This is a genomic window from Streptomyces sp. CB02959 (assembly GCF_002803155.1).
Lineage (GTDB): Bacteria > Actinomycetota > Actinomycetes > Streptomycetales > Streptomycetaceae > Streptomyces.
In genome coordinates, this window is record NZ_NNBP01000013.1 from 204,661 (window position 1) to 231,151 (window position 26,491).

Here is a 26,491-nt window from a genome sequence, read left to right on the forward strand (position 1 = left end):
GCCGTCCCTCCCCACCCCGGCCTCCGCGCCGGCACCCCTTGCTTCCCTCCGTTCGCCTCCCCTCCGTGAGAAAGGTTCGCCATGCCCCAACGCGGCAGTGCCCTCAACTTCCGGGACTTCGTCGACGAACTGCTCGCCGTGGGCGACGCGGTGGACATCCGCCGACCCGTCGACCCCACCCTCGAAGCCGCCGCCGTCACCCGGCGCGTCTACGAGACCCGCAGCCCCGCCCCGCTGTTCGGGAACCTGACCGGCACCGAGCCCGGCTTCCGCCTGCTCGGCGCGCCCGCCGGCCTGAGCAGCCGCACCTCCGGCACCTACGGCAGGCTCGCCGCGCACTTCGGAATGGCGCGCGACACCACACCCCGGGAACTGCTGGAGAAGCTGATCGCCGCCATGCACGCCGAACCCGTCGCCCCGCGCGTCGTGGAAACCGGCCCCTGCAAGGAGCACGTGCTCCGGGGCGACGCGGTGGACCTGGAGCGGTTCCCGGTCCCGCTGCTCCACCAGCAGGACGGCGGCCGCTACTTCGGCACCTACGGCTTCCACGTCGTGCGCACCCCGGACGGGCGCTGGACGAGCTGGTCGATCAGCCGCAGCATGCTCCACGGCCCCACCACGCTGGTCGGCCCGGCCATGCCCCAGCAGCACCTCGGCATGATCCACCGGATGTGGCAGGAGAAGGGCGAACCCACACCGTGGGCCATGGTGCTCGGCGCCCCGCCCGCGGCGCTGGCCGCCGCCGGCATGCCGCTGCCCGCCGAGGTCGACGAGGACGGTTACGTCGGCGCGCTGACCGGCAGCCCCGTCGAGGTGGTCCGCACCGAGACCAACGGCCTCCACGCCCCGGCCAACGCCGAGATCGTGCTGGAGGGGTACATCAGCCCCGACGAGACCGCGCCCGAGGGGCCGATGGGCGAGTACCACGGCCACACGTTCACCGAGCGCAAGCCCCAACCCGTCTTCCACGTCGAGGCCGTCACCCACCGCTCCGATCCGATCCTGCCGATCTGCGTCGCGGGCCTGCCGCCGGAGGAGAACCACACCATCTGGGGCACGATGATCTCCGCCGCCGCCCTGGACCAGCTGCGCGCCGACGGCCTGCCGGTCGATCTGGCCTGGTGTTCCTACGAGGCCGCGACGTGCTGGATCGTGGTCTCCATCGACCTCCGGCGACTGGCCGAAACCGGCATGGACGAACGGCGGTTGGCGGACGCGGTGGCCGGCAGTCTCTTCGGTTCGCACGCCGGATGGCTGGTGCCCAAGGTCATCCTCGTCGCCGACGACATCGACATCACCGACATCGACCAGGTGGTGTGGGCGATGGCCACCCGCTACCACCCCGGCGCCGGCGAGTACACGTACCCCGACGCGCCGGGCATCCCGATGGTCCCCTACCTGACCGCCGAGGAAGCCCGCTCCGGCCGGGGCGGCAAGGCCGTCGTGAGCTGCCTGCTGCCCGAACACTTCACCGGGCGCACCCACGGCGTCCCCACCGACTTCCGCCACGCGTATCCCGCCGCGCTCCAACGGAAGGTGCTCGACCACTGGGCCGACTACGGCTTCGCCGCGCCGGGGCGACCGGCCCGCTGAGGGGCCGCTGCCCCCACCGCCGGCCCCCGGCGCCCGCCGGAGCGTCCCGCTCAGGGGAAGCGCAGTACGGGCTTGACGACCTCGCCCGCGGCCGCGGCCCGCGCGGCGTCCTCGATCTCGTGGAACGGGAACTCGGTGATGATCTCGTCGAGCGGGAGGACGCCCTCGCGGTACAGGTCGACGAGGCGGGGGAGGAACGCCGCGGGATCCGCGTCCCCTTCGATGACGCCGCGGATCCGGATGCCCTTCGTCAGCACCGTCATGATGTCGAATTCGGCGCGGCCGCCGACCCCGACCAGGGCCAGCGTGCCGCGCTGGGCGAGCGCCGCGATGGCCTGGGAGATCACCCCCGACTGCCCGGTGGTGTCGATGGCGAAGCGGGCGCCGCCCCCGGCGTGGTCGCGGACCGCGGCCCCGACATCCGCCACCGCGGTGGGGTCGACGGCCGCCACGGCACCGAACTTCAGGGCCTTGTCGCGCCGGGCCGCCAGTGGATCGACGGCGATGACCCGGCAGCCCTCGGCGACCGCGGTCATGACGGAGGTGAGCCCGACACTGCCCGCGCCGAAAACCGCCACCGACGCCCCCCGCGGCGGACGCAGCACGTTGAGGACCGTGCCGGCCCCGGTCTGCACGCCACAGCCGAGCGGCGCCGCAACGGCCGGCGGCAGGTCCGCGGGCACCTTGACGACGTTGCTGGTGTGCGCGAGGGCGTACGTGGCGAAGGAGGACTGGCCGAAGAAGCTGCCGTAGACGGTGCTGCCGTCCCCGGCCCGGGACAGCGGACTGGTGCCGTCAGGCCGGGTGCCGCCGGCGTTGAGGGCGAAGATGCCCGTCTCGCAGTAGGCGGGGTGGCCGGCCGAGCACTGGCCGCAGGTGGTGCAACTGCGGTAGCTCAGGCACACGTTGTCGCCCGGCCGTACGCCGGTCACCCCGTCGCCCACCGCCGCCACGACACCGGCGCCTTCATGGCCGAAGACCATCGGGCAGAGCTGCCGCGGCCACTTCTGCCGGCTGCTGAGGTCGGTGTGGCAGATACCGGCCGCCGCGATCCTGACCAGGACCTCGTCGGACCGGGGCGAGTCGATGACGAGGTCGTCGCGAAGGGTGAAGGGTCCGCCGGGAGCTTCCACGACGGCTGCCTGAATGCGCATCAGTTTCTTTGGCTTTCCGGGGTGTTGGCGGTGCTGGCGAAGGTGGAGCGGTCGGTCCGAGGGTATGCCGGGACGCCCGGGCGGTGCAGCCCCGCGCCCCGCGGAACGGGGCCCGTGAAGGCCGCCTTGAGGCCACCGACACCTGACCAACTCAGGCCCACACCGCCTTGACCACGGCGTGGCCCGCTGCGGCCGCCCGCGCGTAGAACCCTTGGAGGCCCCGGTGATGGTCGAAGAACTCCTGCCCGACCTGCGCCTCGTCCCCTCCGTAGCCGCTGAACCCGGCACCGGCGGCGTGCCACAGCTCGTCGAAGGCGACACTCGCGAGGAAGCCCGCGGCCTGTGACACCCCCGGCGGATCCAGCAGCATCAGGGGCGGGTCAAAGGTGTCGGCATCGGCGCCGTGTGCCACGGGGCGCCCGCCGTAGATCGGCAACGTCCAGGATGCGTCGGCCTCCGCATCGAGGGCATCGGCGGCGGCGTAGAGGTCGTTGACGGAGTCCCGATGTCCCGTCTCCTGGCGCGGAATCCCAGGTGCTGCCGAGACGCCCTCCGACCCCCGAGCGCCGTGTGACGTCCTCCTTGCCGCGATCAACGAGTGGTGGTGACGTACTGATCCGACGACAGCTCGAACACCCGGACCGGCCGGCCGCTGGTGGGATGGACGGTCTCACGGACCGGGTGCATCCCCAGTTTGGTCATGATCCGTTCGGAGGCGTCGTTGCCCACGTGAGTGATGCTGACGATCCGCTCCAGCCCCCGCTCTTCGAACCCGAACCGGACAGCGGCCGCAGCGGCCTCGGTGGCCAAGCCCTGCCCCCAGTGGGAACGTCCCAGCCGCCAGCCGACCTCAACCGCCGGCAGTACCTCCGGCAAGAAGTGGGGTACCGAAAGGCCGGTGAACCCGGCCAGTTCGCCAGTGGCCCGGATCTCCACAGCGAACAGGCCGAAGCCCCGTGACTCCCACTCGCTCTCCCATGCCTGGATCCCGTCGCGAGTCTGCTGTTCGTCACGGACGCTGCCGTCACGGATCCACCGCATGACCTCGGGGTCGGCATTGATGGCAGCCATGGGCGCAACATCTTCCGCGCGCCAGCGACGCAGGATCAAACGGGAAGTCTCAAGCGTGACCATCGAACCATTCTGGATCACACAATGGGCTCTCCGCCATCCTCACCAGGCACTTGCGATACGCGCGTTAGTCCGGTGCGATGGCTTTGACCCAGTCCCCGACGGTCAGGACGTCCGCCCACTGCGGGAACAGTCTTTCGGTGAGGGTCCGGTGCACCTCGGGGTCGGTGTCGAGGCAGGCATCCGCCAGGACGGTGAGGCCGAAGTCCAGGTCGTTGGCCTGGCACAGGGTGTACAGCACGACACCGCTGGTGGCGATGCCGGTGAGGACGAGGCTGTCGATGCCGCGGGACCTGAGCACCAGGTCGAGGTCGCTGCCCGAGAACGCGCTGGCCCGCCGCTTGGTGATCACGACGTCGCCCTCCTGGGGCGCGACGTCGTGGTGGATCTCCGTACCGGGGGCTCCCTCGGTGAACAGGCCGTCCCGCACCGCGGCGGTGAGCACCTTGTGGCGAGGGCTGACGTCGGGCCGGCCCGGGCGGAGCCCGATGATCACGTAGATCACGGGGATGCCGGCCGCCCGGGCGCCGTCGATCGCTGTGCGCAGGCGCGGCAGGTATCCGGAGCCGTCGTCCGCGATCGCCACGATGTCCTCTTGGACGTCCATCACGAGGAGAGCGCTGTGCGCCATGGTCGCCGTCCCTTCTTCGGTGGGGCACGAGAACGGTTCTTCGCGATCGGCCGGGGCGGCGTGGGAACGGCCGCTGCACCGCCGTGCCGAGGGCGAAGGTGTCGAGCACACCATGCTCGGTATCGGCCGCCCGCACAACTTCCCGGCGTCAGAGCGCCGGTCGGAAGGCGAGCACCGTGGTGTGGCCGCCGAAGCCCAGGGAGTTGCTGAGGGCGAGGCGGACGGGCTGAGGCCGGGGACGGCCGGTGACCAGGTCGAGGGCGGGGAGTTGGGGGTCGCGGCGCCGGAAGTTGGCGGTGGGCGGGACGAGTTGGTGTTTGACGGTCAGTGCGGTGAGCGCGGCCTCGATCGCCCCGGCGGCGCCCATGGTGTGGCCCAGGACTCCTTTGGCCGAGGTCACCGAGGGCGGTGAGGCGCCGAACAGCTGGTCCAGGGTGGCGGCCTCCGACCGGTCGTTGAGGGGGGTGCTGGTTCCGTGGGCGTTGATGTGGGCGACGTCGGCCGGAGCGGCTCCGGCGGAGCGCAGCGCCTCCTGTGTGGCCAGGCGCAGGCCCCGGCCCTCCGGGTCGGGGACCACCGGGTGGTGGGCGTCGGCGGAGAGGCCGTAGCCGGCGAGGCGCGCCTGGACCGGTGCCCGGCGGGCGGCGGCGTCCGCGGCACGTTCCAGTACGAGCACCCCCGCGCCCTCGGCGAGCACGAAGCCGTCCCGGTCCGCGTCGAAGGGGCGGGAGGCGCGGGCGGGGGTGTCGTGGCGGCGGGACAGGGCGCCCATGCGCGCGAACGCGGTGGCGCAGAGCGGGGTGACCATGGCGTCGGTGCCGCCGGCCACGGCGATGTCGCAGGCACCCGCGGACAGCAGCAAGGCGGCCAGCGCCACCGCGGCGGCGCCCGATGCGCAGGCCGTCGCGGTGTGCAGGACCGGGCCCCGGGCGCCGAGGGCGATGGCCAGTTGCCCCGCGGCCATGTTGGGCAGGAACGCGGGGAGGGTGAGGGGGGAGACGGCTCGGGGGCCGCCGTCGGTGAGTTTGCGGTGCTGCTCCTCGTAGGTGCCCACGCCGCCGGCCGCCGATCCCAGGATCACCGCGACCCGGGCGGCGTCCCAGGAAGCCGGGTCCAGTCCGGCTGCGGAGACCGCCTCGTGGGCGGCGGCCAGGGCGAACTGGGTGCACCGGTCGTACTGCCAGGGCCGGGCACCGGGTACCTGGGTGCGCGGGTCGAAGTCGGGGACGCGGCAGGAGAATCCGACCGGCAGGCCCGCCAGTTCGGGGTCCGGCGCCGCGGTGCCCCGCCCGGCGCAGACCCCCGCCCAGGTCGCCGCGGTGCCGGAACCGGCCGGGGTGACCAGGCCGATTCCGGTGACCGCGAGACCCGCGTCGTCGCCTGGGACGCTCACCGCGGGGCTCCTCCCCGGTCGGCGGCGGCGCCCGCGCCGGACAGCTGTGCCGTCACGGCCTGCGCCACCTGTTCCAGGGTCAGTTCGGCGGCGGAGTCGTCCTCCTCCAGCGGGACGCCCCAGTGTTCCTGGAGGGTGACGTAGAGCTCGACGACGGCGAGGGAGTCGAGTTCCAGCGCGGCCAGGGTGCTGCCGGGGCGGACTTCCTCGGCGTCGACCTCGAACTTGTCGGTGAGGACGGTCACGAGGTGGTCGTAGACAGGGTCCATGAGTTCCTCCGGTGCGTGGGACGGGTGGTGGAGATGGTGCTGTGGGGTTCCGGGGGGAGGTCGCGGGGCCGGACCGCCGGCCAGGTCAGGGCGGCGGAGGCCCAGGTCAGTCCGCCGCCGAACGCGGTCAGCAGGGTGGGGGTCCCGGGGCGGATGCGACGGTGGGCGGCGGCGTCGGCGAGGGCCAGTGGGATGGACGCGGCGGCGGTGTTGCCGACGTCGCGGAGGTTGCCGAAGCAGCGGCGGGGCGGGATGCCGACCCGGTCGGCGACCGAGTCCAGGATCCGCTGGTTGGCCTGGTGGCCGATGAACGCCCCGACCGCGGCGGGCGGCCAGCCGGACTTCGCCAGGACGGCGCGCGAGGACACGGTCATCCGGCGCACCGCCTGCCCGTACACCTCGCGGCCGCGCATCCGGAAGTAGTGGTCGTCGCGGCACAGCCGGCGCCCCGGGTCGGGCTGTCGGGCACCGCCCGCGGCGATCGCGATGAGGTCGCTGCCGGCGCCGTCGGAGCCCCAGTCGGTGCCGGCGATCGCGCCGGGCTCGGTCCGGTCCCCGGCGCGCAGCAGTACCGCTCCGGCGCCGTCGCCGAAGATCACCGCGGTGTCCCGGTCCAGCGGGTCGATGATGCGGGAGTAGGTCTCGGCGCCGATCACCAGGGGTCGGGTGCAGACGCCGGTGCGGATCAGCGCGGTGGCGACGGTGAGGCCGTAGAGGAAACCGGAGCACACCGCCGCCAGGTCGAAGGCGGGCACGGTGCCCAGGCCCAGGCGGTGGGCGACCTCCGGCGCGGTCGCCGGGCAGCGCCGGTCGGGGGTGGTGGTGGCGACCAGCACCAGGTCCGCCGGGGCCTGCGCGGAGTCCTGCGCGGCCCGGCCGGCGGCCACCGCGAGGTCGCCGGTGCTGGTGTCGTCCTCGGCGGCCCGGCGCCGGGCGATACCGGTGCGGGAGCGGATCCACTCGTCGCTGGTGTCCAGGACGCCGCGGCGCCGGACGTCTTCGTTGGTCAGCACCCGCGGGGGCAGGCAACTGCCGATGCCGTCGATCACGGCGGTCGGGCTCACCGTTGTCATGGTGGTATCCCTCGATTCGCGGGGCGGTCAGGCGGTGAACGGGGACGGCGGTTTGGGGATACCGGCCAGTCCGCCGTCGGGCACGGAGACCCCGCCGTCGAGCACCAGCGCCTGCCCGGTCAGGTACGACGCGGCGGGGGAGGCGAGGAACAGCGCGGCGCGGGCGATCTCGTCCGGTTCCGCCCAGCGGCCCAACGGGACGTGCGCCATCAGCCACTCCGACAGCGGCGCCAGGGAGTACGCGAAGGCCGTCATGTCGGTGCGGGTCCAGCCCGGGCACAGCGCGTTGACCCGGATGCCGTCGCGCGCCCAGCCCACCGCCAGACTGCGGGCGAGCGCGATCTGCGCCGCCTTGGAGGCGCCGTACGCCTCCATCCGGGGGGTGCCGGCGACCCCGGCCAGCGAGGACATCAGCACCACACTGCCCAGGGACGAGCCGGTGAGGTGGCGGTGGGCGCGCCGGCACAGTGCCGCGGTCGCGTTGAGGTTGACCGACACCACATGGTCCCAGTCGGCCTGTGCGGAGTCCTGGAGGGGCACCAGGGTGGGGGTGCCGTCGTCCTGGGCGGGCAGCACGCCCGCGTTGTGGACGATGACGTCGAGCCCGCCGAGCGGGGCCGCCGCCTCGTCCACCACCGCCTCCGCGGCGCCCGGTTCGGCGAGGTCGCCGGGGACCAGGACCGCGGTGCGGCCCTCCTCCTCCACCAGCGCGGCGGTCTCCTTGAGCGCGCCCGAACTCCGGGCGGACAGCGCCAGATCGGCGCCGGCCCGGGCGAGGGCCACCGCGGTGGCCTTGCCGATGCCGCGGGAGGCGCCGGTGACCAGGGCTCGGGCGCCGTCGAGCCGGAACGGGTCGTGCGAGGTCGTCATGAGGAACTCCTTTGCAACGGGGGAGCGGAGGCGGGGGAAGCGGCGAGGGAGGCGCCGGCGTGCGGTACCCGGGTGGGTGCGATGCGGATGGTGGGCGCCCCGGTCCAGGTCAGCAGGGCGCTGCCCCAGGTCACACCCGCGCCGAAGACGGCCAGCAGGATCCGGCCGCCGCGCGGCAGCAGCCCGCGGGCGGCGGCACCGGCCAGTGCGTACGGGGCGCTCGCGGCGCCGATGTTGCCGACCTCGTCGCCGACGATGACCAGCCGCCCGGGCGGGATGCCGATCCGTTCGCCGAGGCTGCGCAGCAGGACCGGGTTGGGCTGGTGGGTGATGAACGCGTCGATGTCCTGGAGCCGCAGGTCGTTGGCGGCCAGGCTCTCCCGGACCAGCCGGGGGAAGATCTCGACGATGAAGTCCCGGACCGCACGGCCGTCCATGTGGATGTGGTGCCGGTGGTCGCCGAGCGTGGCGGGGCTGGCCGGGACGCGGCTGCCGCCGGCCGGGATCAGGACGTGGTGCGCGCCGGTGCCGTCCGAGCCGAGGCGGAAGTCGGTGAATCCGGCGCCGTCCGGGACGGGGCCCAGCACCGCGGCCGCCGCCCCGTCGGCGAAGAGCACCGCGGTGCCCCGGTCGGTCGGATCGAGGAACTTGGAGTACGCCTCGACGCCGACCACCGCCGCGTACCGCGCGCCGCCGTGCCCGCGCAGCCAGTCGTGCGCCACCCGGGCCGCGAACAGCCAGCCGGCGCAGGCCGCGCTGACGTCTAGCGCCACCGCGTGCCGGGCGCCGGTCAGCGCCTGGACGCGGCAGGCCGTGGAGGGGCCCAGCTCGTCGGGGGTGGAGGTGGCGGCGATCAGCACGTCGAGCTGGTCGATGTCGATACCGGCGGCGGCGACCGCGGCCCGGACCGCGGCCGCCGCCAGATCGGACGCGGCCTGGTCGGGATCGGCGACATGCCGGGTGTGCACGCCGGTGCGCTGGGCGATCCACTCCGGGGTGACGCCGGCCGCGGCCGCGACGTCCTGGTTGGTGCGGGTGCCGGACGGGAGGTAGGTGCCCATGCCCAGCACGCCGATGCGCGACACGGGGGAGGAGTACGGGTTCATGACGCCTTTCCGATCACCGGTCGAGGAAGTCGTACAGGGCGGCGGCGTAGTCGTCGGCCCCCAAGGGCGCCGGCACCGCGCCCGACGGCGCGCCCATCGCCTCGCACAGCAGCGGCAGATGGGGCAGCAGGCGGTCGCACAGGTCGTCGATCACCGCGGGCAGCGCGCGGACGGCGGCGGGCGCGAGGGTGCCCGCGGCCAGCAGCCGACCGGCCGTCCTTCGCGCCTCGACGGCTCCGTACAGGGCCGCCAACGGGCGGAGTGCGGAACGGAGTTCGGGATCGTGCACGGCCTCGACGGCGGCGGCCGTGGCATCCGCGACGAGCCGGGCGCCGTACGCCTCGCCGAGTCCGTGCGCGGTGTCCAGCAGCGGATTCCACAGCTCCAGCCCCGTCCGCCCGGCCTGGACGCCCCGCCGGACCGAGCGCTGCAACTCGACCCGCAGGCAGCCCCCCTGGGCCCGGGCGACCGCCGGCCACCACCCCGGCTGATCCGCGGGCACGTCGACCGGGGGCACGGTGCCGCCCGCCCCGCCACCCCTCTCCTGGGCGAGGGCCCGCCCGGCGTCCAACAGGATCAACTGGCTGTCGCCGCCCGCGGTGTCGAAGGCGTGCGCGAAACCGTGGTAGCCGTCGAGCAGGTTGGGGTGCAGGAACCCGGCCAGCCCGCAGCGGTGCTGGCACTCGGCGGCCACCCGCGCGGCGCCGCGCACCGTGACGGCCTTGAGCACCGCCAGCGGCCGGTCGACGGCCGTCCACGGGGAGAAGGTCATCCCGTCCGTGCGGCGCGCCGGGGCGCCGCGCGCCGCGGCGGTGCGCGACCGGGCCCAGATCTCCCGCGCGGTCCGCCCGGCGCAGGTCAGGGCGAACGACTCGGCCAGCGCACCGAGCAGCGCGTGCTGCTGATTGCGGAGCTCCAGCACGCGTGCGCCGGGGGCCAGCCGACCGTGCGCCCGGCGGTGCGCGGAGAAGCGCAGGGACGTCACCGCGGACTGGCGGGCCATCGCGGCGACCGCCGAGGGCAGGGTGGCCCACAGGATCCGTCCGACGGACAGGGTCCGTTGGAGCCGGGCGTCCGGGCCGCCGAGCGGATCGTGGAAGGCGCCGTCCGCGTCGATGCGCGCCCGATCGCGCAGCCACTGGACGTACGGCACCCGAACGCCGTCGAACCGCACCAGCGAGTAGTCCAGCGGCAGCGACGGCACGCCGATGCTGCGCGAGACCGATACGCCCGGCAGCGGGCCGACGGCGTCGGTGAGCTCCACCACGAACGAGAACACCCCGCGTGCGGTCCCGTCGACCACGAGGCGGGCGCACACCACGGCGCTCTGCGGCCCCCCGGAACCACCGACGCCGGAGAACTTCGCCGCGCCCACCACCGGCGTGTCGAGCACGAACTCCCGGGTGTCCGGGTCGAACCGGGCGGTGGTCCGGATACCCAGATGGCTGCTGGCGTCGCCGACCTCGGTCACCAGGAAGACGCCCTTGGCGCGACCGCTGGTCAGGGCCTGCCACGGGCCGCCGATCACCGCCGGGTCGTCGGCCAGCGTGACGACGGAACCCAGGCAGAGCGCGTAGTGGTTGAGGACGGCCATGTACAGCGGCGGGTCGGCGAGCGCCACACACTCGCCGACCACCGCGAGCTGCTCCGGGTCGCGGAACAGCTCGCCCACCGTCGGCAGGTTGTCCACGATCAGCCGCAGCCGCCGGTGCACCCGGCGGGCGGGGCCCTCGGAGGCGTGCGCGGACTGCTCACGGTCGGCCGCCAGGGCGGTCAGCAGGCGGCTGCGCAGGGAGTAGGGGCGGGACCCGTTGACGATCTCGCCGAGTTCACCGAGGGGTTGCGTGTACGTGGTCATCGTGATGGCTCCAGAAAGCGGCGGAGAGTCCGGCGTTCGGCCGGTCGGCGGCCGGGGCACCGGGCCGCGGCCAGGGGAAGGTGGGATCGGCGAGCGGCGCGCGGGCGCCGGCCGTGTCGGGCGGCAGGGTCTGCCGGATGCTGCGGGTCAGTGCCCGGCCGGTGCCCGCTTCGAAGAACAGGGTGCGGCTGCCGGCGGTCATCCCGCGGAGCACCGGCGGCAGGCGGACCGGGCGCACCAGGCAGTCGGCCAGGCCGCGGTGGACGTCGTCCCGGGGACCGTAGGGGCCGCCGCGGACGGCGGAGTGCACGGGGATCCGGGCCGGGCGGGGGCGGAGGTCACCGATCGCGGCGGCGAAGGCGTCCGCCGGTCCGGTGAGGGACGGGTGGTGGGAGGAGAACGGCAGCCGGAGGCGGGAGGCCGGGACGCCCTGCCGCGCGGCCACCCCCTCCAGGGTTCGCAGGGCGGGCAGCGGGCCGCTGACGACGGACTCGTCGGGAGCGTTGACGCAGGCCAGGGCGAGGGTGGGGGAGCCCGCGCCGCGCAACAGGGCCGCCGTGCGGTCCTCTCCGGCGCCGATGAGCGTCAAACCACCTGCACAGCAGGCAAGTTGGCGGGCCAGGAGGCAGGCGATCCGGGCGCCCTCGGGGACCTCGAACACACCTGCCGCGGTGAGGGCGGCGATCTCCCCGAAGCTCACCCCGAGCACCTGGTCGGGCGGCAGTCCCGCGGCGCACAGGGCACGGTGCACCGCCACCGACGAGCAGAACAGAGCGAGTTGCAAGGTGCCCACGCTGCCGGCGGAGAGCTCACGGCCGCTCGGCGGCGTATCGCTCAGCAATGCCTTCGCCAGCGGTACGATCCCGAATTCATCACCGACTTCTTCGGCTTCCTCGAATACTTCACGGACCGCTTTTCGTACGGTTGTGTGAGTGCGTAGTGCGCGGCTGAGCGGACTTACCGAGAAGTCGCCCTGCCCGGGAAAAACATGGACGATGCGGAGCGGCGTCGAGTGGCGATTCCCGTTTCCGGGCGCGGCAGCATCACGCATTTCCTCACCCCATTTCCGGTGGATTCCGGTCGGTGTTGTGCCATTCAACATCCGCCGCCCGGTCCGTGGTCTTCGTTTCACGTCCGAGACTGTTGAAAGGGGTGAACGCGCAGGCGACGCGGCGTCTCAGGAGTGCTGAGACGGTGACGTCACGGCGAACGCACGGTGCAACACCGCGTTCGCCACCGGGAGTTTCCGGAAGGGCGTCAGCAACTGCCGCAACCGGCCCGTGGCGAGATCCGCCGTCCCGGACCGCAGCTGGACGTAGTGGTCGAGAAAGGAATTCCAGGAGGCACAGGCCTCTTCCACATGGCCGAGGCCCATGAGGATTTCCGCGTGCTGGGCATGGCTCAGCGCCATGCCCCGGTGGTCCCCGGCGGACCGGTGGGCCAGCGAGTTGGCCAGGGCGGTGCGTGCGGCCGGCAGGTCCCCCGTATATCTGAGGACGTCCGCGCTCTGGAATTCCAGGGAGCCGGCAGAGTAGGAGGTGAAAGGTTCCGCCGTGCCCGCGCGCTCGCCCGTCGTCAAGGCGCGTTCGGCCCGGTCCAGGGATTCCCGTGCCACCCGGTGGAGCCCGCACGCCGCCTGCGCCACGGCGAGTTGGGACAGCAGGAACGCCCGGGCCGGGCCCTCGGACGCCCGGGTCGCGGCGGCGGCCTCGGCGGCGTGCAGGGCGATGCGCCGGTGGCCCAGCGCGAGCGCCTGGGCGCTCAGCCCGCGCAGGACGACGGCGCGCGCCGTGGCGTCCCCGGACTCCTCGGCGAGCCGCAGCGCGGTGGTGAAGTGCCGCTGCGCGAGCCCGTGCACGGAAGCGTCCTGGTACATCCGGGCGAGCAGGAACGACAGCCGGGACGCCTCCACCAGCAGGTCGCGGCGCGGCTGGTGGCCCTCCCGCTCGCGCAGCAGCGGAGCGATGTCGTCCGCGAGGTAGACGGCCAGCGCCGAGCGCGCCCGGCGCCCACCGTGCGCGTCGAAGGAGGCGGAGTAGAAGCGCACCGCGAGCCGGACGACGCCGAGGTCGTCCCCGGCGTCCCGCTCCCCGCGCGGCACCGCGGGCACCCGCGCCCGGTCCGCGGACCCGGCCGCCGCCCTCGCCAACTCCGCTTCCCGGTACGGCACCATGCGGGCGGCGGCCCGGCGCGCGGGATCGTTCTCCATGCTGCACAGCTCGGTGAGCGCGGAGCCGACCGGAAGGTCGGAGAGGGGGAGCCGCCCGCCCGCCGGAGTGGACGGCTCCCCTGCGAGCCCCGTCGCGGCGGGGGAGACCGAGCGGCCCAGCCGCCGGGACAGCGCCTCGGCGATCAGCTCCGGTACCGGTGGCGCCGGGCGGGTCCCGCTGAGCCAGTGCGCCACGGCCGTGCGGTCGTAGTTCAGGTCGAGGTCTATCTCCGCGGCGAGGGCATTGACCGTGCGCGCCAACGCCGCCTGTGTCCAGCGGGCCTCTGCCAGCAGGGCCCGCAAATTCTCGTTACGGCGGCGGGACGGCGGCACCTACGGCTCCCGGCACGGTAGTTCGGGCGGTCTTCCGACTAATCCGCCCGCGTCATTCCGCGTCAATTCCACGGTCATGTCGTGGACGCCCGGAGGAGGGGAACCCGAGAAACAGATGGTGCGAAAGGAGTTCATGGGGTGTGATGTCCGTACCTGGTTTTGCCGTTGTGCCTGATCGATTTCCGAACAACCGCTGCCGGAGTCCTTGAGAGTGTCCCCGGAATCCCTCCGGGGCAGTCTTACGGTGGCCGGAAAGGCGCCTTGCGGACCGCTGAGCCGTAGCCAACAGCGGTCCATCAACGGAACCATGAATCCAGCCGAGGCGGAACGCCGGACCGCGGCGGGAAGCGTGAACGTGTTGAAAGACACCCCCGTGACACCGCGCAACTCCCAGCCGGACGGCCTGACCAGTGAGCGAGGCAGACTGACCATGACGCCCCCGCGCCGCCCCAACCGCATGCTCGCGGCACTGTTGGCCGAGGCCGACTGGACCCCCGCGGACCTCTCCCGCGCCGTCAACGCCCTCGGCGCAGCCCATGGGTTACGCCTGCGCTACGACCGCACCTCGGTGGCCCGCTGGCTCAACGGGGCCCGCCCCCGGCCGCCCGCCGGGCAACTGATCTGCCAGGCGCTGAGCCGCCGCATCGGCCGCCGGCTGACCCCCCGGGACACCGGGTTCGCCGACCCCGACACCACCGGCGGCGCGCTCACGTCCGCCCTGCGCGGCGGCGACCCCGTCCACCGCCTCGCCGCCCTCTGCCGCGCCGAGACCCACCCCGCGCGCCGGGCGGACCTCGCCCGCACCGTCCTCTCCGCCCCGCCTCCCGTGTTCACCGGCTGGGGGAGCCGGCCCCCGGCGCTGCCCCCGGCCGACCCGCGCGCACCGCAGGCATCCGCGGCGGCCCCGGCACGCCTGGAGGCCGTGGCCGTCCGCAGTGCCCAGCTGGGCGAGCGGTACGGCGGCGCCCACGGCCGAACCGCGCTGGCGGGGTACCTCACCACCGAAGTGGCGCCGCTGCTCACCGCCCCGGCACATCCGGCGGTCCGACGCGCCCTCCTCACCGGCGGCGCCCATCTGACCCTCCTCCTGGCCGGCCGCACCTCCGAGACCGGCCACCCCGCCCTCGCCCAGCACTACTACGACATCGCCCTCGAACTCGCCCACGCGGCCGGCGACCGCGGCTCCTACGCGATCATCCTGCGCTGCCTGAGCGTGCAGGCGCACCAGCTCGGCGACCACCACCAGGCCCTCGCCCTCGGCGAGGCCGCCACCGACATCGCGGGATCCGCGGTACCCAGCGCTGTCCGCGCCTACCTGCACGCGGGGCGCGCCGTCGTCCGGGCCGGCGCCGGCCAGAGCCGCGCCGCGACCGCGGACCTGCTGGCCGCGGAGCAGCACCTGGCCCGCGCCACCGGCCCCGAAGGACCCTTCACCAGCTACCCGGAGACCGCACTGCGCTACCAGCGCGCCGAAGTGCTCTCATACCTGGGCGACCACCAGGCCGCCCTGGCCGAACTGGGGAACTCCCTCGCCTGCCGACCCGCCGACCACCACAAGGCCCGCACCCTGCTGCACGCCCAACTCGCGCACACCCTGCTGGCCCTGCACGACGTCGACGCGGCCGTGGACCACTCCCTCCACGCCCTGCGCCACCACCGGCAGCTGACCGCGGGGTCCGTGCACGGCACCCTGCCCCGGCTGGCCCAACGGCTCGCGCCGCATCAGCGCAACCCCCACGTCAAAGCCTTCCGGGAGCGTCTGCGCGCGACGGCCCGGTGAGGTCGGAACCGGCCCCCTCCGCAGCACCCGGACCACGCCACCGCCCGTCCACCGACCGGCGATCCTCCCCCTCGGCGGCCGCACGCACCGCGGTGAACCCGCCCAGCAACACCATTGCCACGTCCACAGGATCGGTCACAAGGCTATAAGGGGGAGAAGGCGCCCCGTTTCGAATCCCGGCGCGCCCACCCGACCACACCATTCACCCGGAAGCACGCAGCCCACCGCCCCACCGCCCCACCGGACCACGCCCCGCCCACCGCACCACGACGGTGCGGTGGGAAGCCGACCGCGCCGACCGCGGGCCCGGCCCAACTACCGGCAATCCAGAGCTGGTTGCCGCGCTGATCCGCCTCCGGGCACAGTCACGCCCACCGTTGCGACGGCCGGTCACCCCGCCGTGGCCGTGCCGGGAAGCGACGCTCGCGGGCGATGCGGCGCAATGGGACGCGTCAGCGGCCCGACGTGCGGACGGCGACGAACAGGCCGCGCTGCTCCGTGCCGTCGTCCGACTGCCAGACACCGGTGACCGAGGCCAGGTGCCCCGGGGCGCCGGCGGCCCGGCCGGCGACCTCGGCCCCGGCCAGCGGTTCCAGTACGCGAGCGATGTGGAGGGTGACGGCGGTCCGGGCCGGCTCCGACCGGTCGTCGGGCTCGGCTCCCTGCTCCGTGGTGGTTTCCACGGTGAGGTCGGTGCCGTGCGGACCGTTGGCGACGGCGACCATCCCCACCATGCTCGACGAGCCGAATCCGCTGTCGTCACCGACGTGACAGGTGACGGATTCGTCCCGGACGTCGCTGGCGTCCTGGTCCTGCGGTTCCGCGTGCCCCTGGAGCAGGGCGAGCAATTGGGCGCTGAGCACGGGGTCCTGGGATCCGTCGTATATCCAGCGCCGGCCCAGCACACCGTGCTCGGTGGTGCCGACGAGGGCCTGCTCGGCGTCGTCGAGCGGCGCCCCGCGGTAGGTGAGCGGGAGGAAATAGGAGCGCGGAACGTCACCGGACCGGTCGGTGACCACCATGCATTCGATGCCCACCTCGCCCTGCGGATCGTCGATCCGGAAGCCGCCTGCCTTGGCCAGCTGGGGTGCCTGGGGGTCGCCCTGGTACCAAGGCCGGCCCGGCAGCCAGGCGGTGAGGAGCTCCAGCTTGGTGGGCTTGAGAGATGTGTTGTGGATAACAGCCATACCCCGCCAACATCATCCCGACGAAGATCATTCCCCGACAGCGGAACTCGCCGACCGCGGAACTCCCCGACAGTGGGATCCCCCGGCAGCGGAATCCCCCAGCCACAACGCTCCGGACGGGGGCACCGTCACCGTCCTTCAACGGACTCGACCGCCCTCCCCGGCCGGCCCGTTGCCGGCGTCCGGGCCGCCCGAAGCCCCCAGTCCGTCCAGGCAGCACTGGACGAAGTCCGAAACCACGGGGTTGGCGTCGTCGGCCGGGGCCCAGGCGACCCCCACCTGACTGGGGCTGACGCCGGTGACCGGCCGATAGGTGATGCCGGGGCGCGCGTAGAAGCGGGAGGCGGATTCCGGGGCGAGGGCGATGCCGTAGCCGTTGGCGATCGCGGTGAGCCAGTCGTCCGGCTGGTCGGTGACGGCGCCGATGCGGACCGGGTGCCCCTCGCGTTCGTCGGCGGCCAGCCAGTAGTCCCGCCAGCGGCCCGTCTCCGGTGGGGCGGCGACGAACGGCTCGTCCCACAGCTCGTGGAACGGGATCACCTCGTGCGCGGCCAAGGGGTGGGCATCGGCGAGCGCCACACAGCGGGGTTCGCTGAACAGCGCCGCCACGCGCACCGCGTCCTGGCCGGGGAACGGCAGCCGCACCAGGGCGACCTCGACCTCCGCGTCGGCCAGTCCGGCCGACGGGTCGGACCAGGTCGCCTGCCGCATCTCGGCCCGCCAACCCGGTCGGCGCCGCGCGAACTCCGCGACGATGCGCGGCGTCGCCTCGTTGGCGGCACTGGCCACGAAACCGACCCGCAGCACGCGTTGCGCCCGGCTCGCCGCGGCCTTCGTCGCCCGCAGCGTCCGGTCCCAGTCGGCCAGCAGCGCGGGCACCCGGTCCGCCAGGGCACGCCCTGCCTCCGTCACGGCCATACCGGTCCGGGACCGGGTGAACAGGCGCACGCCGAGCTGCGTCTCCAATTGCCGGACCTGCTTGGTCAGCGCCGGTTGGGACACGAACAGGCGCTGCGCGGCACGGGTCAGGCTCCCCTCCTCCGCCACGGCGACGAAGTAGCGCAACAGCCGGGTGTCGACGTCCATGCCGTCAGGTTATAGCCGCAGGTATTGGACGTCGGAGCGCGGCACGACGAGCCTGGTCGCAGAAGGCCCGCGCGGGACGGGGCGGACGGTACCGACCGCACCACGGGGTGGGCAGAACGGGCGGGCCACCCGAGGCGGCACCGCTACCGCGACCGTCCGGCGGCCTCGTCGCACCGGGCACAGGGAAAGGGAGGCGTCAACACATGGCCATGGCCTACGAGATCATCACCGTCCTCACGATCGTGGCGAACGCCGGGATCGCCGCCGCGGACTTCGCGAGGGCCGGGTTCGTCCTCGCCAACTCCGCGGCAGTGGGGGTCCCTCGGTCCTGGCTCCCCTGGCTCGGTGCGCTCAAGGGCGCTGGTGCGGCAGGGCTGTTGGCCGGTCTTCTGGGGGTCCGTCCGCTCGGCGTCGCCGCCGCCGTCGGCCTCGTCCTGTTCTTCGTCGGCGCCGTCGTCGCCCACGTCCGGATGCGCGCCTACTCCACCATGGTGGGCCCCGCCGGGTACCTGGGACTGGCGGTCGCGTCGCTCGCCCTCGCCCTGCCGCGATAGGGCCGGCCCGAGGGGGCGTGCAGGCCCGCGCCGCAACGACGATGCCGGTATGGGGAGTTGGGGCCGCGCCCCTATTCGTCGAGGAGGGACAGCAGCAGGGTGACCACGACGACGCCGAGGCCGATGGCCGTGCCGAGCACCGGGTTGTGGTACGCGAGGTAGACGGCGAGGCCGCCGAGTACGAGGGCGAGGGCAGTACGCGTGTTCATGTCCTCAGGTCCCGGCGGGGCCGCCGGAATTTTCATCCGGCGGTCGTGAAAGGAATCGGGGAGCCGACACGTCCTCCTACTGAGCCCGGGGCCGCGGTTGCGGTACCCGGTCAGTGGAGAGGACGACACATGAGGCAGCTCTCAGGGGGCGGCGACGACTCCGGGGAGGCGCACCGCCGGCTGTCGAAGGCACGCGAGGCCGAGCTGATGGAGGATGCCCTGCGGGCCATCGAGCCCCGGCTGATCTCCTCGGTCACGCGGGTGACGCGCGACTACCACCTGGCCCAGGACATCACCCAGGAGACCTGCATCGCGGTCCTCCAGGAGTTCCGCCGCGGCACCAAGTTCGAGAAGCCGATCATCGTGTTCGCGACCGTGGTCGCCCGCAACAAGCTCCGGGACCACTGGCGCAAGGCGTCCTCGGGCGAACGGCTCTACGACGAACCGCCTGAACATGCCAGGCAGTTCGGCACCGGATCGGCCGCCGGACTGGAATACCTCGAACTGCTGGAGTCGGTGAAGGCCGCGATTGCCAACGAACGGCAGGCCGCCGTCTGGGAACTCACCCACGTCTGGGGACTGAAGGGCGTCGAGATCGCCGAACTGCTGGAGATCTCGTCCGCGACGGTCAGCCGCGAGCTGGCCTCGGCCGAGGCCAAGGCCAAGCTGTGCCGGGACGACGAGGAACCGGCTTCCGCATAGGTCGTGGCCCGGGCTCCGGCGGCCGCGGTGCGCGCGGCCGCCGCGCCCGGACCTGGCGGGCGGTGCCGGACCGGACTTCGCCTAGGGGCCACGAATGGGTCGTGGCCCCTGGGTGGGATCGATCCGCACCCAACAGCTTCCGATGGAAGGGTGATCATGAGCAATGGCCATTCCTCTCCGCACGAGAGGATGCTGGCTTACCTCTTGGAGGGGGACCAGCTCGTGCCTCCGGTCGCGTGCGGCGCACGCGACCGGGAAGCACGGTACGACAGGCTGTCGGCGGCCGCCGAGGTGTCTGCCGCCGCGGCGAATCCGCTTGAATTCCCCGACCTGTCGCCGGCGGCCTGGTACCGCGACGGGTTCGACGAAGTGCTGGGACGGTGGGTGGTGAAGTGGTGACGCGGAGACTCCGCACACCAGCCTTCCAGGGGGATCCGGGCATCCCGTTTCTGCACGGGTCCGCCATCGTCCTCGCCATCCTGCACTCGGGGTGGGGTCCGGCGCGGCGCCTCGGTCACCACGGGGGGACATCGAGGGATCGGCTCGGCACCTCCATCTGGTGCGTCACACGAGGGTTGGCGCAGCGGGTGCTGGTGTAAACAGGCGACGGAACCGGGGGCGCGGCCCACATTGGGGGATGGGCCGCGCCGTCCGCGTCCGTCGGCGAAGAGCGCCCGAGGTACCGCATGCCCGTGCGGGCACACCGGAGGCCGCGCACGATCAACCGCCGCTCATCTACGACGCGTTCGTGGCACGCGCGGCCCCGGCCGCCCGCCGCCTCGCACCACCACATCACGCTCGTCGAGCCGCGCACCCACTTCGTCCAACGCATCCGGCCGCACGAACTCGCCGCGGGCACCCGGGTCTCCGTAGGGCACACCTACCGGACGCTGCTCTCCGGCACCGGTGTGACGCACCTGCGCGCCCGCGCCGCCGCCCTCGGTCCGGCCGCTGGGCGGATCCGCCTCGCCCCGGCCCCGACCGCACCGGTGCCCCTGCGGCCGGGGCCGGACACCGACCGGGACGCCGCGACGGGCATCACCTACGACCGGCTGGTCCACGCACGGCGGGGCCCGGCACCCGGCCCTGATCGGGCGGATGCCGGGCCCCTCCTGAACGACGGCGAGCCGCGCGGCGGGCGCCTGGCCTTGCTCCCCCTGCCGCCCCTGCGCCACCGCGACCCTCGCCCCGGACTCCGACGACCGCTACCAGGGCACGGTCTGGTCCTGGTGGTTGAGGTACTTCAGGCCCGGTTCGCCGCTGTGGCGGTCGATCGTGTCCGCCACGCCCGGGATGGACTGGTCGATGGTCAACGGCGCGCCGGGGCCGCCGAGTTCGGTGCGGACATGGCCGGGGCACATGAGCAGCAGGGTGTGCGCGGCGTCGGCGTACCGGGCGGCGTAGCTGCGCATCAGCTGGTTCAGGGCGGACTTGCTGGCGCGGTAGACGTCCTGGCCGCCGAGGGTGTTCAGGCTGAGGCTGCCTTGGCGCGAGGACATGACGCCGATGGTCCCGGTCGGCGTGACCAGTGAGCGGAAGGACTCGACCACGCGCATCGGGCTGAGCGCGTTGGTGACCATGACCTCGACGAACATCTCCGTCGGGACCTCGCCGACGGGGATGTCGCCCCGCGCGATACCGGCGTTGACGAACAGCAGGTCGAGGGTGCGCTCCGCCAGGCGTTCGCGCAGCGCGGCGATCTCCTCCGGCCTCGTCATGTCCAGGGACTCGACGGTGACGCGGCCGTCGGACGCGTCGGCCAGGTCGTGCAGGCCGGTGCGCCGATCGCCGCGGACCGTCCCGATGACGTCCCAACCGCGGTGCGCGTACTCGGTGGCCAGGCCGAGCCCGAGGGACCGGGAGGCGCCGACGATGAGGGCGGTGCCGGCGCTCATGCCTGCACCGCCGGCTTCAGGACCTGCTCGCACCACTCGCGGAAGGTCGTCGGGCTCGCGGTCTGCGGAGTGCGCCGCACCCCGTCGTCGAGGCCGTCGTCCTTGGCCCGCATCATGTCGAGGAAGCCCTGCGTGACCGGGCCCTCCAGGCCGTGTCCGGTGTACGCGGCGCGGGCCGCGTCGAACGTCTGCCGTTCGTAGCGGATGGGGCGGCCGAGCACGTCGGACATGATGCGCGCCAGGTCGTTCGGCGAGAGGTCCTCGGGGCCCAGCACCGGGACCTCGCCCGTCCCCGTCCACGAGCGGTCGAGCAGCAGGCCGGCGGCGGCCGCGGCGATGTCGCGGGTGGCGGCCCTCGGCGCCTTGCGGTCGGCGGCGCCGGTCTCGGTGAACACGCCGTGGTCGCGGAGCGAAGCCGCCTGCCACAGCAGGTTGTCGAAGAACGTCGGGTTGGCGAGCGCCCGGTAGGCCACGCCCGTGCCGGCGATGAGGTCGTCCATGGCCAGCGACGCCGTCACGTGCCCGGCGCGGTCGGCGACGGGGGTGCCGCGGCCGAGCGCCGAGACGCCGACGACGTGTCCGACCTTGTGGGTGGTGAACGCCTTGGCGGCGGCGCGGGTGAATCCGGAGTACATGGCGTCCAGGCTCGGTGCCTGTGTGGTTGACGGAGCCAGCCAGAAGACGGCGTCCGCACCGGCGAAGGCCCGGTCGACGACCTCGGCGTCGTCGTGCGAGCCGGTGACGACGTCGACGTGGGCGCGGACCGCGGCGGGGAGTTTCCCGGGGTCGCGCACGATGACGCGCAGTTCTTCGCCGCGTGTGCGGCGGTCGGCGAGGAGGATCTCCAGGAGCCGGCCGCCGATCTGGCCGGTAGGAGTGGTGATGACGATCATGCTTCGAGTCTCGGGGCGGCCATCCGCGACGTCCAATACCCTTCCCGGCAATTGATACCTTCGGGGTATGGATCTCGATCTGCGCAAACTCCGCTACTTCGCCTCGGTGGCCGAGCACCGGCACTTCGGCCGGGCGGCGGAACAGCTCTACATCGCCCAGCCGGTACTCAGCCGTCAAATCAAGTCCCTGGAGCAGGAGTTAGGCTGCGCCCTGCTCGTGCGGACCACCCGCAGCGTGGAGCTGACCACCGCCGGTCAACAGCTCTACGAGGAGGCGCAGCAGATCCTCCCGTCGGTCGCCGCGGCGGTCCGGCGCGTGCACGACGTCGAGCAGGGCGTCCAACGGCTCGCGGTCGCCTTCTCCGCCGGACTGCACGTGTCGGATGCGATCCGGGAGTTCACGGCGCGCCACGCGGACGTCGAGATCGACGTCGTCCCAGCACGCTGGTGGGAGCAGGACCGGCCGCTACGGGACGGCCGGGCCCAAGTCGGCTATCTGCGGCGGCCGTTCGACGAGACGGGCCTGCGCATCATTCCCATCGGCGTCGATCCCCGGGTCGCCTGCCTGCCCGTGACGCACCCGCTGGCGCGCCGTCAGGAGCTGACCTCCGCGGACCTCGACTGCGAGCAGATGCTCGACAGACCGAAGCGGCGGACGTCGTCGCTGGAAGAGAAGTTCGAGCTGATCGCGTCCGGGCACGCCATCGCGCTCATCCCGTTGAGCGTCGCGCGGTCCTACTCCCGCCCCGACCTCGCCTACCTCCCCGTCACGGACGCCCCGGGGATCGCGACCTGCCTGGCCGTCGCCGAGGACCGGCGCGAGAAGCTGCTGCGCGACTTCCTGGAGATCGCCACCGCGACCCTGCGGGATACCTGAGCGGTCCACGTGCGAGACCGCGGTCGGCGCCGGCCACGGCCGACCGCTCCCGGGCCACCGGTTCGGACATCGCCCCGCGCCCCGGCGGCGCATCGAAGTGGGCCGACCGGGTGAGCCGCGGACGGCCTGCGGGCGCGGGTGTGCGCCGCCGCGCACGCGCGGGGACGGACATCGTTGTGGTGAGGAGACGCGTCATGCCCGCTCGTACGCTCAAGGACAAGGTCGTCGTGGTCGGCGGCGCCTCCAGGAACCTCGGTGGCCTGATCAGCCGCCAACTCGGCGAGCACGGCGCGAAGGTCGTGGTGCACTACAACAGCGACTCCTCCCGCTCCGGCGCGGAGGAGACGGCCGCCGCGGTCAAACAGGCGGGCGGGGACGCGGTGACGCACCAGGCGGACCTGACGCGGGTGGCCGGTGTCGAGGGGCTCTTCGACGCGGCGTTCGACGCGTTCGGGCGGGTGGACGCGAGCGTGAACACCGCGGGCATGGTGGTCAAGAAGCCGATGACCGAGACCTCGGAGGCCGAGTACGACCGGATGTTCGCGGTGAACTCCAAGGCCGCCTACTTCATGATGCGGGAGGCCGCCAAGCGCATCGACCGCGACGGCTCGATCATCACCGTCGTCACCTCGCTACTGGCCGCCTACACCGGCCTGTACTCGGTCTGCGCCGGCAGCAAGTCACCGGATGCGATGGCACGAACTCCTGGGCCGGGTAGGGGAGTTCGTCGCCGAGACCCAGGGCGGGGACGGTGGCGGATACGTGGGTGTCGGGCAGCTCGGTGGCTGGAGCGTGGCCGTGGAGCCGTGGGGGTGGCGGGGCGCCCTGACGGAGGTGGCGACCGTACTGTCCGCGGCGGCGGAGTCCGTGACCGTCAGCCGGCACGACTACGCCGAGGACGATTTCGTCCACGCGGTGGACGGCGCCGTGCTGACCGCGTTCGCCCTCGGGACGCCGGCCGTGCGGCGCGGCAGCGCGCCGGACCGGCTGAACGCGGCCATGGCGGAGGTCGGCCTGGACCCGCGCGGGGAGGCACGCCGGTCCGAGCACCGGATCGCGGCCGCGTTCGCCCTGGCCGCCCGGGTCACCGGGGTGGCCTTCACCCCCGACGTCCTGGAGGCGCCGCTGCTCGTCGGCGACCTGCGAGGGCCGGCCGCCTGACGGCCGTCGCGGGCCCGCGACGGCCGACACGGCGAGGCGCCCCGGCCGGGTCGGCCCGCGCAGGGGGGTTCCGTGGCTCCGGCGGTACGCCCCTCAGCTGTGCCGGCGGCCGACGGACCGGTCGGTCGAGTCCATGAAGCGCAGCATCCTGCGGTTGATCTCGTCCGCGTGGTCGATCTGCGGTCCGTGGCCGGTGTCCGAGACGATTTCGGCCCGGGAGCCCGGTATCAGGCGCGGAACGCGCTCCAGTTGCCGCTTCGGGTGGACGAGCAGGCTGCGCTTGCCGAGTACCAGGTAGAGCGGGGTGCGGATGGTGGACAGTTCGCTCTCGGACAGCGGCAGCGGAGCCGGGCGCCGGATGCGGAAGGCCCGGACACCCGCCCTGATCATCGCGCGCAGCTCCGGCACGACGAGCACCGGCTGCTCCAACCAGGCCGCCAGGCGCGGACGCAGCGCCTTCGGGGCGGAGGTCGCGAAGAGGCTGACGAAGATCCAGACGAAGAAGCGCAGCCCCACCTTCTCCAGGCCACCGGGATCGAGCAGCGTGACCGAGGCCAGCCGGTCGGCCCCGCGGTATGCCTGGTTCAGGGTGAGCCAGCCGCCGTAGGAGGAGCCGACCAGGTGGACGCGGTCGAGGCCGAGCGCGGCGAGTGACTCGTCCAACCACTGTGCGGCGCGCTCGGGTTGGTGCATGGGAACGCGCTGCACGCTGCGTCCGGGGTCGCCCGGGGTGTCGAGCGCGTACACCGGGCGCTCGGCGCTGAGGGCGGGGGTGTTCGGGTACCACATGGCGGAGCAGGATCCCGAGCCGTGCACGAGGACGACGGGGGTGCGGGACCGGGCGGCGGGGTCGGCCGGTTCGTACCGGTAGACGTGCGTGGTGCCGAAGGTGGTCTCCACGTCGTCCTCGGCGACCGCGGGCGCGCCGAGTGCGTAGAGCGCGTCACAGGCTGCGAAGTAGCGGTCGCGCAGGGCGTCGCTCACATAGCGGCCGACATCGGCCTGGGTGCGGGTCGTGGTCTCGGGCACGGCCACCTCCGGGAAGGTCGATTAGGGACTTCGTGATACGAACGTACCATGAAGTTGGTACGGCTGTATCATCAAAATGGCCTGGCACTGCCGGTGCCGTACCGATGCGACCGACGAGGGAAGACGCGACCGATGCCCAAGCGCGTGGACCATGCAGAGCGACGCAACGAGATCGCCGAGGCGCTCCTCCGGGTCGCCGCCCGACGCGGGCTGCACGCCGCGGGAATGCGGGATGTGGCGGCGGAGGCCGGCGTCTCACTGCGGCTGGTGCAGTACTACTTCGAGACCAAGGAGAAGCTGCTGCTGTACGGGCTGCAGCGACTGGCCGCGGCATTCGGGGAACGGGTCGCCGCGCGGCTCCGGACCGCGGGGGAGAGCGGCGCCGGACCGCGTGCGGTGATCGAAGCGCTCCTGATGACAGCGCTGCCGACCGACGAGGCGAGCCGCACCTTCCACCTCGTCTACACCTCGTACGCCATGCTGTCCGTGACCGATCAGGCCCTCGCCGACCAGCCGTTCATCCAGAACCCGGACGCCGCCGAGGACACCCTGACCGCACTCCTGCGGCAGGCCCAGGAGGCGGAGGCCGACCTCACCCGGCCCGGGATGGACGCGCGAAACGAGGCGATCGGCCTGCTGGCCATGTCCGCGGGACTCGGCACCAGCGTCCTGGTCGGCCAGCGCAGCGCACGGTCCGCGGCCGACGTCCTGGCCCACCACCTGGACCGGATCTTCTCGGGCGACGGGGGAGGAGCGCCCGCCCAGGGTGTCCGCTGAGCGGTGTCCGCTCCCGTGCGCTCTCCTTGCCGCGGTTCCTCCTCGCTTGTCGCCGCTCCTATTCGGCCGTTTCGGAGGAAGGCCCTCCGTACACGCACAGCCCGTAGATGGCCAGGACGTCCAGCGCGATGATCATCACCGACCACACCGGGTAGGAGGGGATGAAGAACATCTGGGCGAAGGCGTTCAGACCCAGCACCGAGACGCCGAACCAACGGGCGGCTTCCGTACCTTTGGTGAGCACGCCGAAGGCGGCGACCGCCTGGAGGATGCCCAGGGCGAGCATCAGCCAGCCGAAGGCCTGCAAGTCCCCCAGGACCAGGGAGACGTTTCCCACGAAGACATGCGAGTTGACGATCGCCGCGATGCCGTCGAGTCCGTTGAAGAGGGCCAGCAACGCCAACATGACCCCGGCGAACGTCACCAGGCCGTGGCCTTTCCGGTCCGCCGTCCGTGGAGTGGTGGTTCTCCCGCCGTAGCCGGGGTGCGGCGTTCCGGTCGGGTGACCTGCTGCGGATGCCATGGAAACCTCCGTGATCGAGGGGCGGTGCGCCGATGCCGCCTCGTCGAAGCCCCCCGAAATCCCGCGGACTTCGGCCGGCGGCATCGCCACCGCCAGGACGGTGCCCCGCCGTCCGACGTCGGTGACCTCGATGGTTCCGGCCCGGTAGCGGGCCGGGGACGTCGGGCGGAACAGCCGCCAGTCTCAGCGTGGCAGGGA

The 26,491-nt window shown here is 73.1% G+C and carries 27 protein-coding genes and 1 pseudogene; 9 read left to right on the plus strand and 19 right to left on the minus strand.

Translation table 11 applies throughout. The features are described from left to right. Window positions 1-81 precede the first annotated feature (81 nt). The gene (locus tag CG747_RS22265) at window positions 82-1,593 is read left to right on the plus strand and encodes a UbiD family decarboxylase (protein WP_100603536.1); all 1,512 of its coding nucleotides are present in this window, start codon (window positions 82-84) and stop codon (window positions 1,591-1,593) included. A gap of 50 nt (window positions 1,594-1,643) precedes the next feature. On the opposite strand, the gene CG747_RS22270 is transcribed toward CG747_RS22265, so the two are convergent. The 12 genes from CG747_RS22270 to CG747_RS22325 all read right to left on the minus strand — a co-directional run bounded on the left by CG747_RS22270 (window position 1,644) and on the right by CG747_RS22325 (window position 13,620). Then, complete coding sequence (locus CG747_RS22270; protein WP_100603537.1) at window positions 1,644-2,747, minus strand: NAD(P)-dependent alcohol dehydrogenase; 1,104 nt, start codon at window positions 2,745-2,747, stop codon at window positions 1,644-1,646. 151 nt (window positions 2,748-2,898) lie between these two features. Beyond that, window positions 2,899-3,159, minus strand: coding sequence for a hypothetical protein (locus CG747_RS49695; RefSeq protein ID WP_257980628.1), 261 nt, complete (start codon window positions 3,157-3,159; stop codon window positions 2,899-2,901). A gap of 179 nt (window positions 3,160-3,338) precedes the next feature. Next, window positions 3,339-3,881: a GNAT family N-acetyltransferase gene (locus CG747_RS22280; protein ID WP_100603607.1), complete on the minus strand. Its 543-nt coding sequence runs from the start codon at window positions 3,879-3,881 to the stop codon at window positions 3,339-3,341. Window positions 3,882-3,945: 64 nt separating this feature from the next. Further along, window positions 3,946-4,509: a cysteine hydrolase family protein gene (locus tag CG747_RS22285; protein WP_100603539.1), complete on the minus strand. Its 564-nt coding sequence runs from the start codon at window positions 4,507-4,509 to the stop codon at window positions 3,946-3,948. Between the two features lie 148 nt (window positions 4,510-4,657). Then, the gene (locus CG747_RS22290; protein WP_100603540.1) at window positions 4,658-5,902 is read right to left on the minus strand and encodes a beta-ketoacyl synthase; all 1,245 of its coding nucleotides are present in this window, start codon (window positions 5,900-5,902) and stop codon (window positions 4,658-4,660) included. Next, window positions 5,899-6,171, minus strand: a complete 273-nt coding sequence (locus CG747_RS22295; RefSeq protein WP_100603541.1) for an acyl carrier protein — start codon at window positions 6,169-6,171, stop codon at window positions 5,899-5,901. Before CG747_RS22295 ends, CG747_RS22290 begins: the two co-directional genes overlap by 4 nt. Continuing rightward, on the minus strand, window positions 6,144-7,244 hold the full coding sequence (locus CG747_RS22300; protein ID WP_100603542.1) for a beta-ketoacyl-ACP synthase III: 1,101 nt from the start codon (window positions 7,242-7,244) through the stop codon (window positions 6,144-6,146). Before CG747_RS22300 ends, CG747_RS22295 begins: the two co-directional genes overlap by 28 nt. A gap of 27 nt (window positions 7,245-7,271) precedes the next feature. After that, window positions 7,272-8,114: an SDR family NAD(P)-dependent oxidoreductase gene (locus CG747_RS22305; RefSeq protein ID WP_100603543.1), complete on the minus strand. Its 843-nt coding sequence runs from the start codon at window positions 8,112-8,114 to the stop codon at window positions 7,272-7,274. Next, entirely contained in the window at window positions 8,111-9,220 is a 1,110-nt protein-coding gene (locus tag CG747_RS22310) for a 3-oxoacyl-ACP synthase III family protein (protein WP_100603544.1), read from the minus strand. The genes CG747_RS22305 and CG747_RS22310 overlap by 4 nt, the downstream gene beginning before the upstream one ends. Before the next feature lie 13 nt (window positions 9,221-9,233). Continuing rightward, entirely contained in the window at window positions 9,234-11,078 is a 1,845-nt protein-coding gene (locus tag CG747_RS22315) for an acyl-CoA dehydrogenase (protein ID WP_100603545.1), read from the minus strand. Continuing rightward, entirely contained in the window at window positions 11,050-11,919 is an 870-nt protein-coding gene (locus tag CG747_RS22320; protein WP_257980629.1) for an acyltransferase domain-containing protein, read from the minus strand. Before CG747_RS22320 ends, CG747_RS22315 begins: the two co-directional genes overlap by 29 nt. A gap of 336 nt (window positions 11,920-12,255) precedes the next feature. Next, a complete protein-coding gene (locus tag CG747_RS22325) occupies window positions 12,256-13,620 on the minus strand; it encodes a hypothetical protein (RefSeq protein WP_146022127.1) in 1,365 nt (454 codons plus the stop codon). A 358-nt stretch (window positions 13,621-13,978) separates the two neighbouring features. Here CG747_RS22325 and CG747_RS22330 point away from each other — a divergent pair, with 358 nt between their 5' ends. Then, window positions 13,979-15,400 (plus strand): hypothetical protein, encoded by a 1,422-nt coding sequence (locus CG747_RS22330; protein ID WP_146022128.1) that lies wholly within the window; start codon window positions 13,979-13,981, stop codon window positions 15,398-15,400. 452 nt (window positions 15,401-15,852) lie between these two features. Here the strand turns inward: CG747_RS22330 and CG747_RS22335 are convergent, their stop codons facing one another. Together CG747_RS22335 and CG747_RS22340 are read right to left on the minus strand one after the other, a co-directional pair. Next, a complete protein-coding gene (locus tag CG747_RS22335; RefSeq protein WP_100603549.1) occupies window positions 15,853-16,587 on the minus strand; it encodes a 1,4-alpha-glucan branching protein in 735 nt (244 codons plus the stop codon). 138 nt (window positions 16,588-16,725) lie between these two features. Then, entirely contained in the window at window positions 16,726-17,673 is a 948-nt protein-coding gene (locus tag CG747_RS22340; protein ID WP_100603550.1) for a LysR family transcriptional regulator, read from the minus strand. 203 nt (window positions 17,674-17,876) lie between these two features. Between CG747_RS22340 and CG747_RS22345 the strand changes: the two genes are divergently transcribed. Next, window positions 17,877-18,227, plus strand: coding sequence for a DoxX family protein (locus CG747_RS22345; RefSeq protein ID WP_100603551.1), 351 nt, complete (start codon window positions 17,877-17,879; stop codon window positions 18,225-18,227). A gap of 71 nt (window positions 18,228-18,298) precedes the next feature. Here CG747_RS22345 and CG747_RS48160 read toward each other — a convergent pair whose 3' ends face one another. Further along, window positions 18,299-18,436: a hypothetical protein gene (locus CG747_RS48160; protein ID WP_180985661.1), complete on the minus strand. Its 138-nt coding sequence runs from the start codon at window positions 18,434-18,436 to the stop codon at window positions 18,299-18,301. 129 nt (window positions 18,437-18,565) lie between these two features. Between CG747_RS48160 and CG747_RS22350 the strand changes: the two genes are divergently transcribed. Both CG747_RS22350 and CG747_RS22355 read left to right on the plus strand, forming a co-directional pair. Beyond that, on the plus strand, window positions 18,566-19,138 hold the full coding sequence (locus CG747_RS22350; protein ID WP_100603552.1) for an RNA polymerase sigma factor: 573 nt from the start codon (window positions 18,566-18,568) through the stop codon (window positions 19,136-19,138). Between the two features lie 156 nt (window positions 19,139-19,294). Next, entirely contained in the window at window positions 19,295-19,537 is a 243-nt protein-coding gene (locus CG747_RS22355) for a hypothetical protein (RefSeq protein ID WP_257980630.1), read from the plus strand. A gap of 806 nt (window positions 19,538-20,343) precedes the next feature. On the opposite strand, the gene CG747_RS22360 is transcribed toward CG747_RS22355, so the two are convergent. Both CG747_RS22360 and CG747_RS22365 read right to left on the minus strand, forming a co-directional pair. Then, complete coding sequence (locus tag CG747_RS22360) at window positions 20,344-21,033, minus strand: SDR family oxidoreductase (RefSeq protein ID WP_100603553.1); 690 nt, start codon at window positions 21,031-21,033, stop codon at window positions 20,344-20,346. After that, entirely contained in the window at window positions 21,030-21,926 is an 897-nt protein-coding gene (locus CG747_RS22365) for an NAD(P)H-binding protein (RefSeq protein WP_100603554.1), read from the minus strand. The genes CG747_RS22360 and CG747_RS22365 overlap by 4 nt, the downstream gene beginning before the upstream one ends. Before the next feature lie 67 nt (window positions 21,927-21,993). Here CG747_RS22365 and CG747_RS22370 point away from each other — a divergent pair, with 67 nt between their 5' ends. The 3 genes and pseudogenes from CG747_RS22370 (at window position 21,994) to CG747_RS48165 (ending at window position 23,964) form a co-directional block, all read left to right on the plus strand. Further along, window positions 21,994-22,803, plus strand: a complete 810-nt coding sequence (locus tag CG747_RS22370; protein ID WP_100603555.1) for a LysR family transcriptional regulator — start codon at window positions 21,994-21,996, stop codon at window positions 22,801-22,803. A 194-nt stretch (window positions 22,804-22,997) separates the two neighbouring features. Beyond that, window positions 22,998-23,441, plus strand: a pseudogene (locus CG747_RS22375) (SDR family NAD(P)-dependent oxidoreductase); the annotation flags it as partial. Between the two features lie 49 nt (window positions 23,442-23,490). Further along, window positions 23,491-23,964 (plus strand): DUF6461 domain-containing protein, encoded by a 474-nt coding sequence (locus CG747_RS48165; RefSeq protein WP_180985662.1) that lies wholly within the window; start codon window positions 23,491-23,493, stop codon window positions 23,962-23,964. Window positions 23,965-24,057: 93 nt separating this feature from the next. On the opposite strand, the gene CG747_RS22380 is transcribed toward CG747_RS48165, so the two are convergent. Next, the gene (locus CG747_RS22380; protein ID WP_180985650.1) at window positions 24,058-24,993 is read right to left on the minus strand and encodes an alpha/beta fold hydrolase; all 936 of its coding nucleotides are present in this window, start codon (window positions 24,991-24,993) and stop codon (window positions 24,058-24,060) included. Window positions 24,994-25,125: 132 nt separating this feature from the next. Here CG747_RS22380 and CG747_RS22385 point away from each other — a divergent pair, with 132 nt between their 5' ends. Beyond that, window positions 25,126-25,770 (plus strand): TetR/AcrR family transcriptional regulator, encoded by a 645-nt coding sequence (locus CG747_RS22385; protein ID WP_100603557.1) that lies wholly within the window; start codon window positions 25,126-25,128, stop codon window positions 25,768-25,770. A gap of 58 nt (window positions 25,771-25,828) precedes the next feature. Here CG747_RS22385 and CG747_RS22390 read toward each other — a convergent pair whose 3' ends face one another. Then, the gene (locus CG747_RS22390; protein ID WP_146022129.1) at window positions 25,829-26,293 is read right to left on the minus strand and encodes a hypothetical protein; all 465 of its coding nucleotides are present in this window, start codon (window positions 26,291-26,293) and stop codon (window positions 25,829-25,831) included. Window positions 26,294-26,491: the final 198 nt, after the last annotated feature.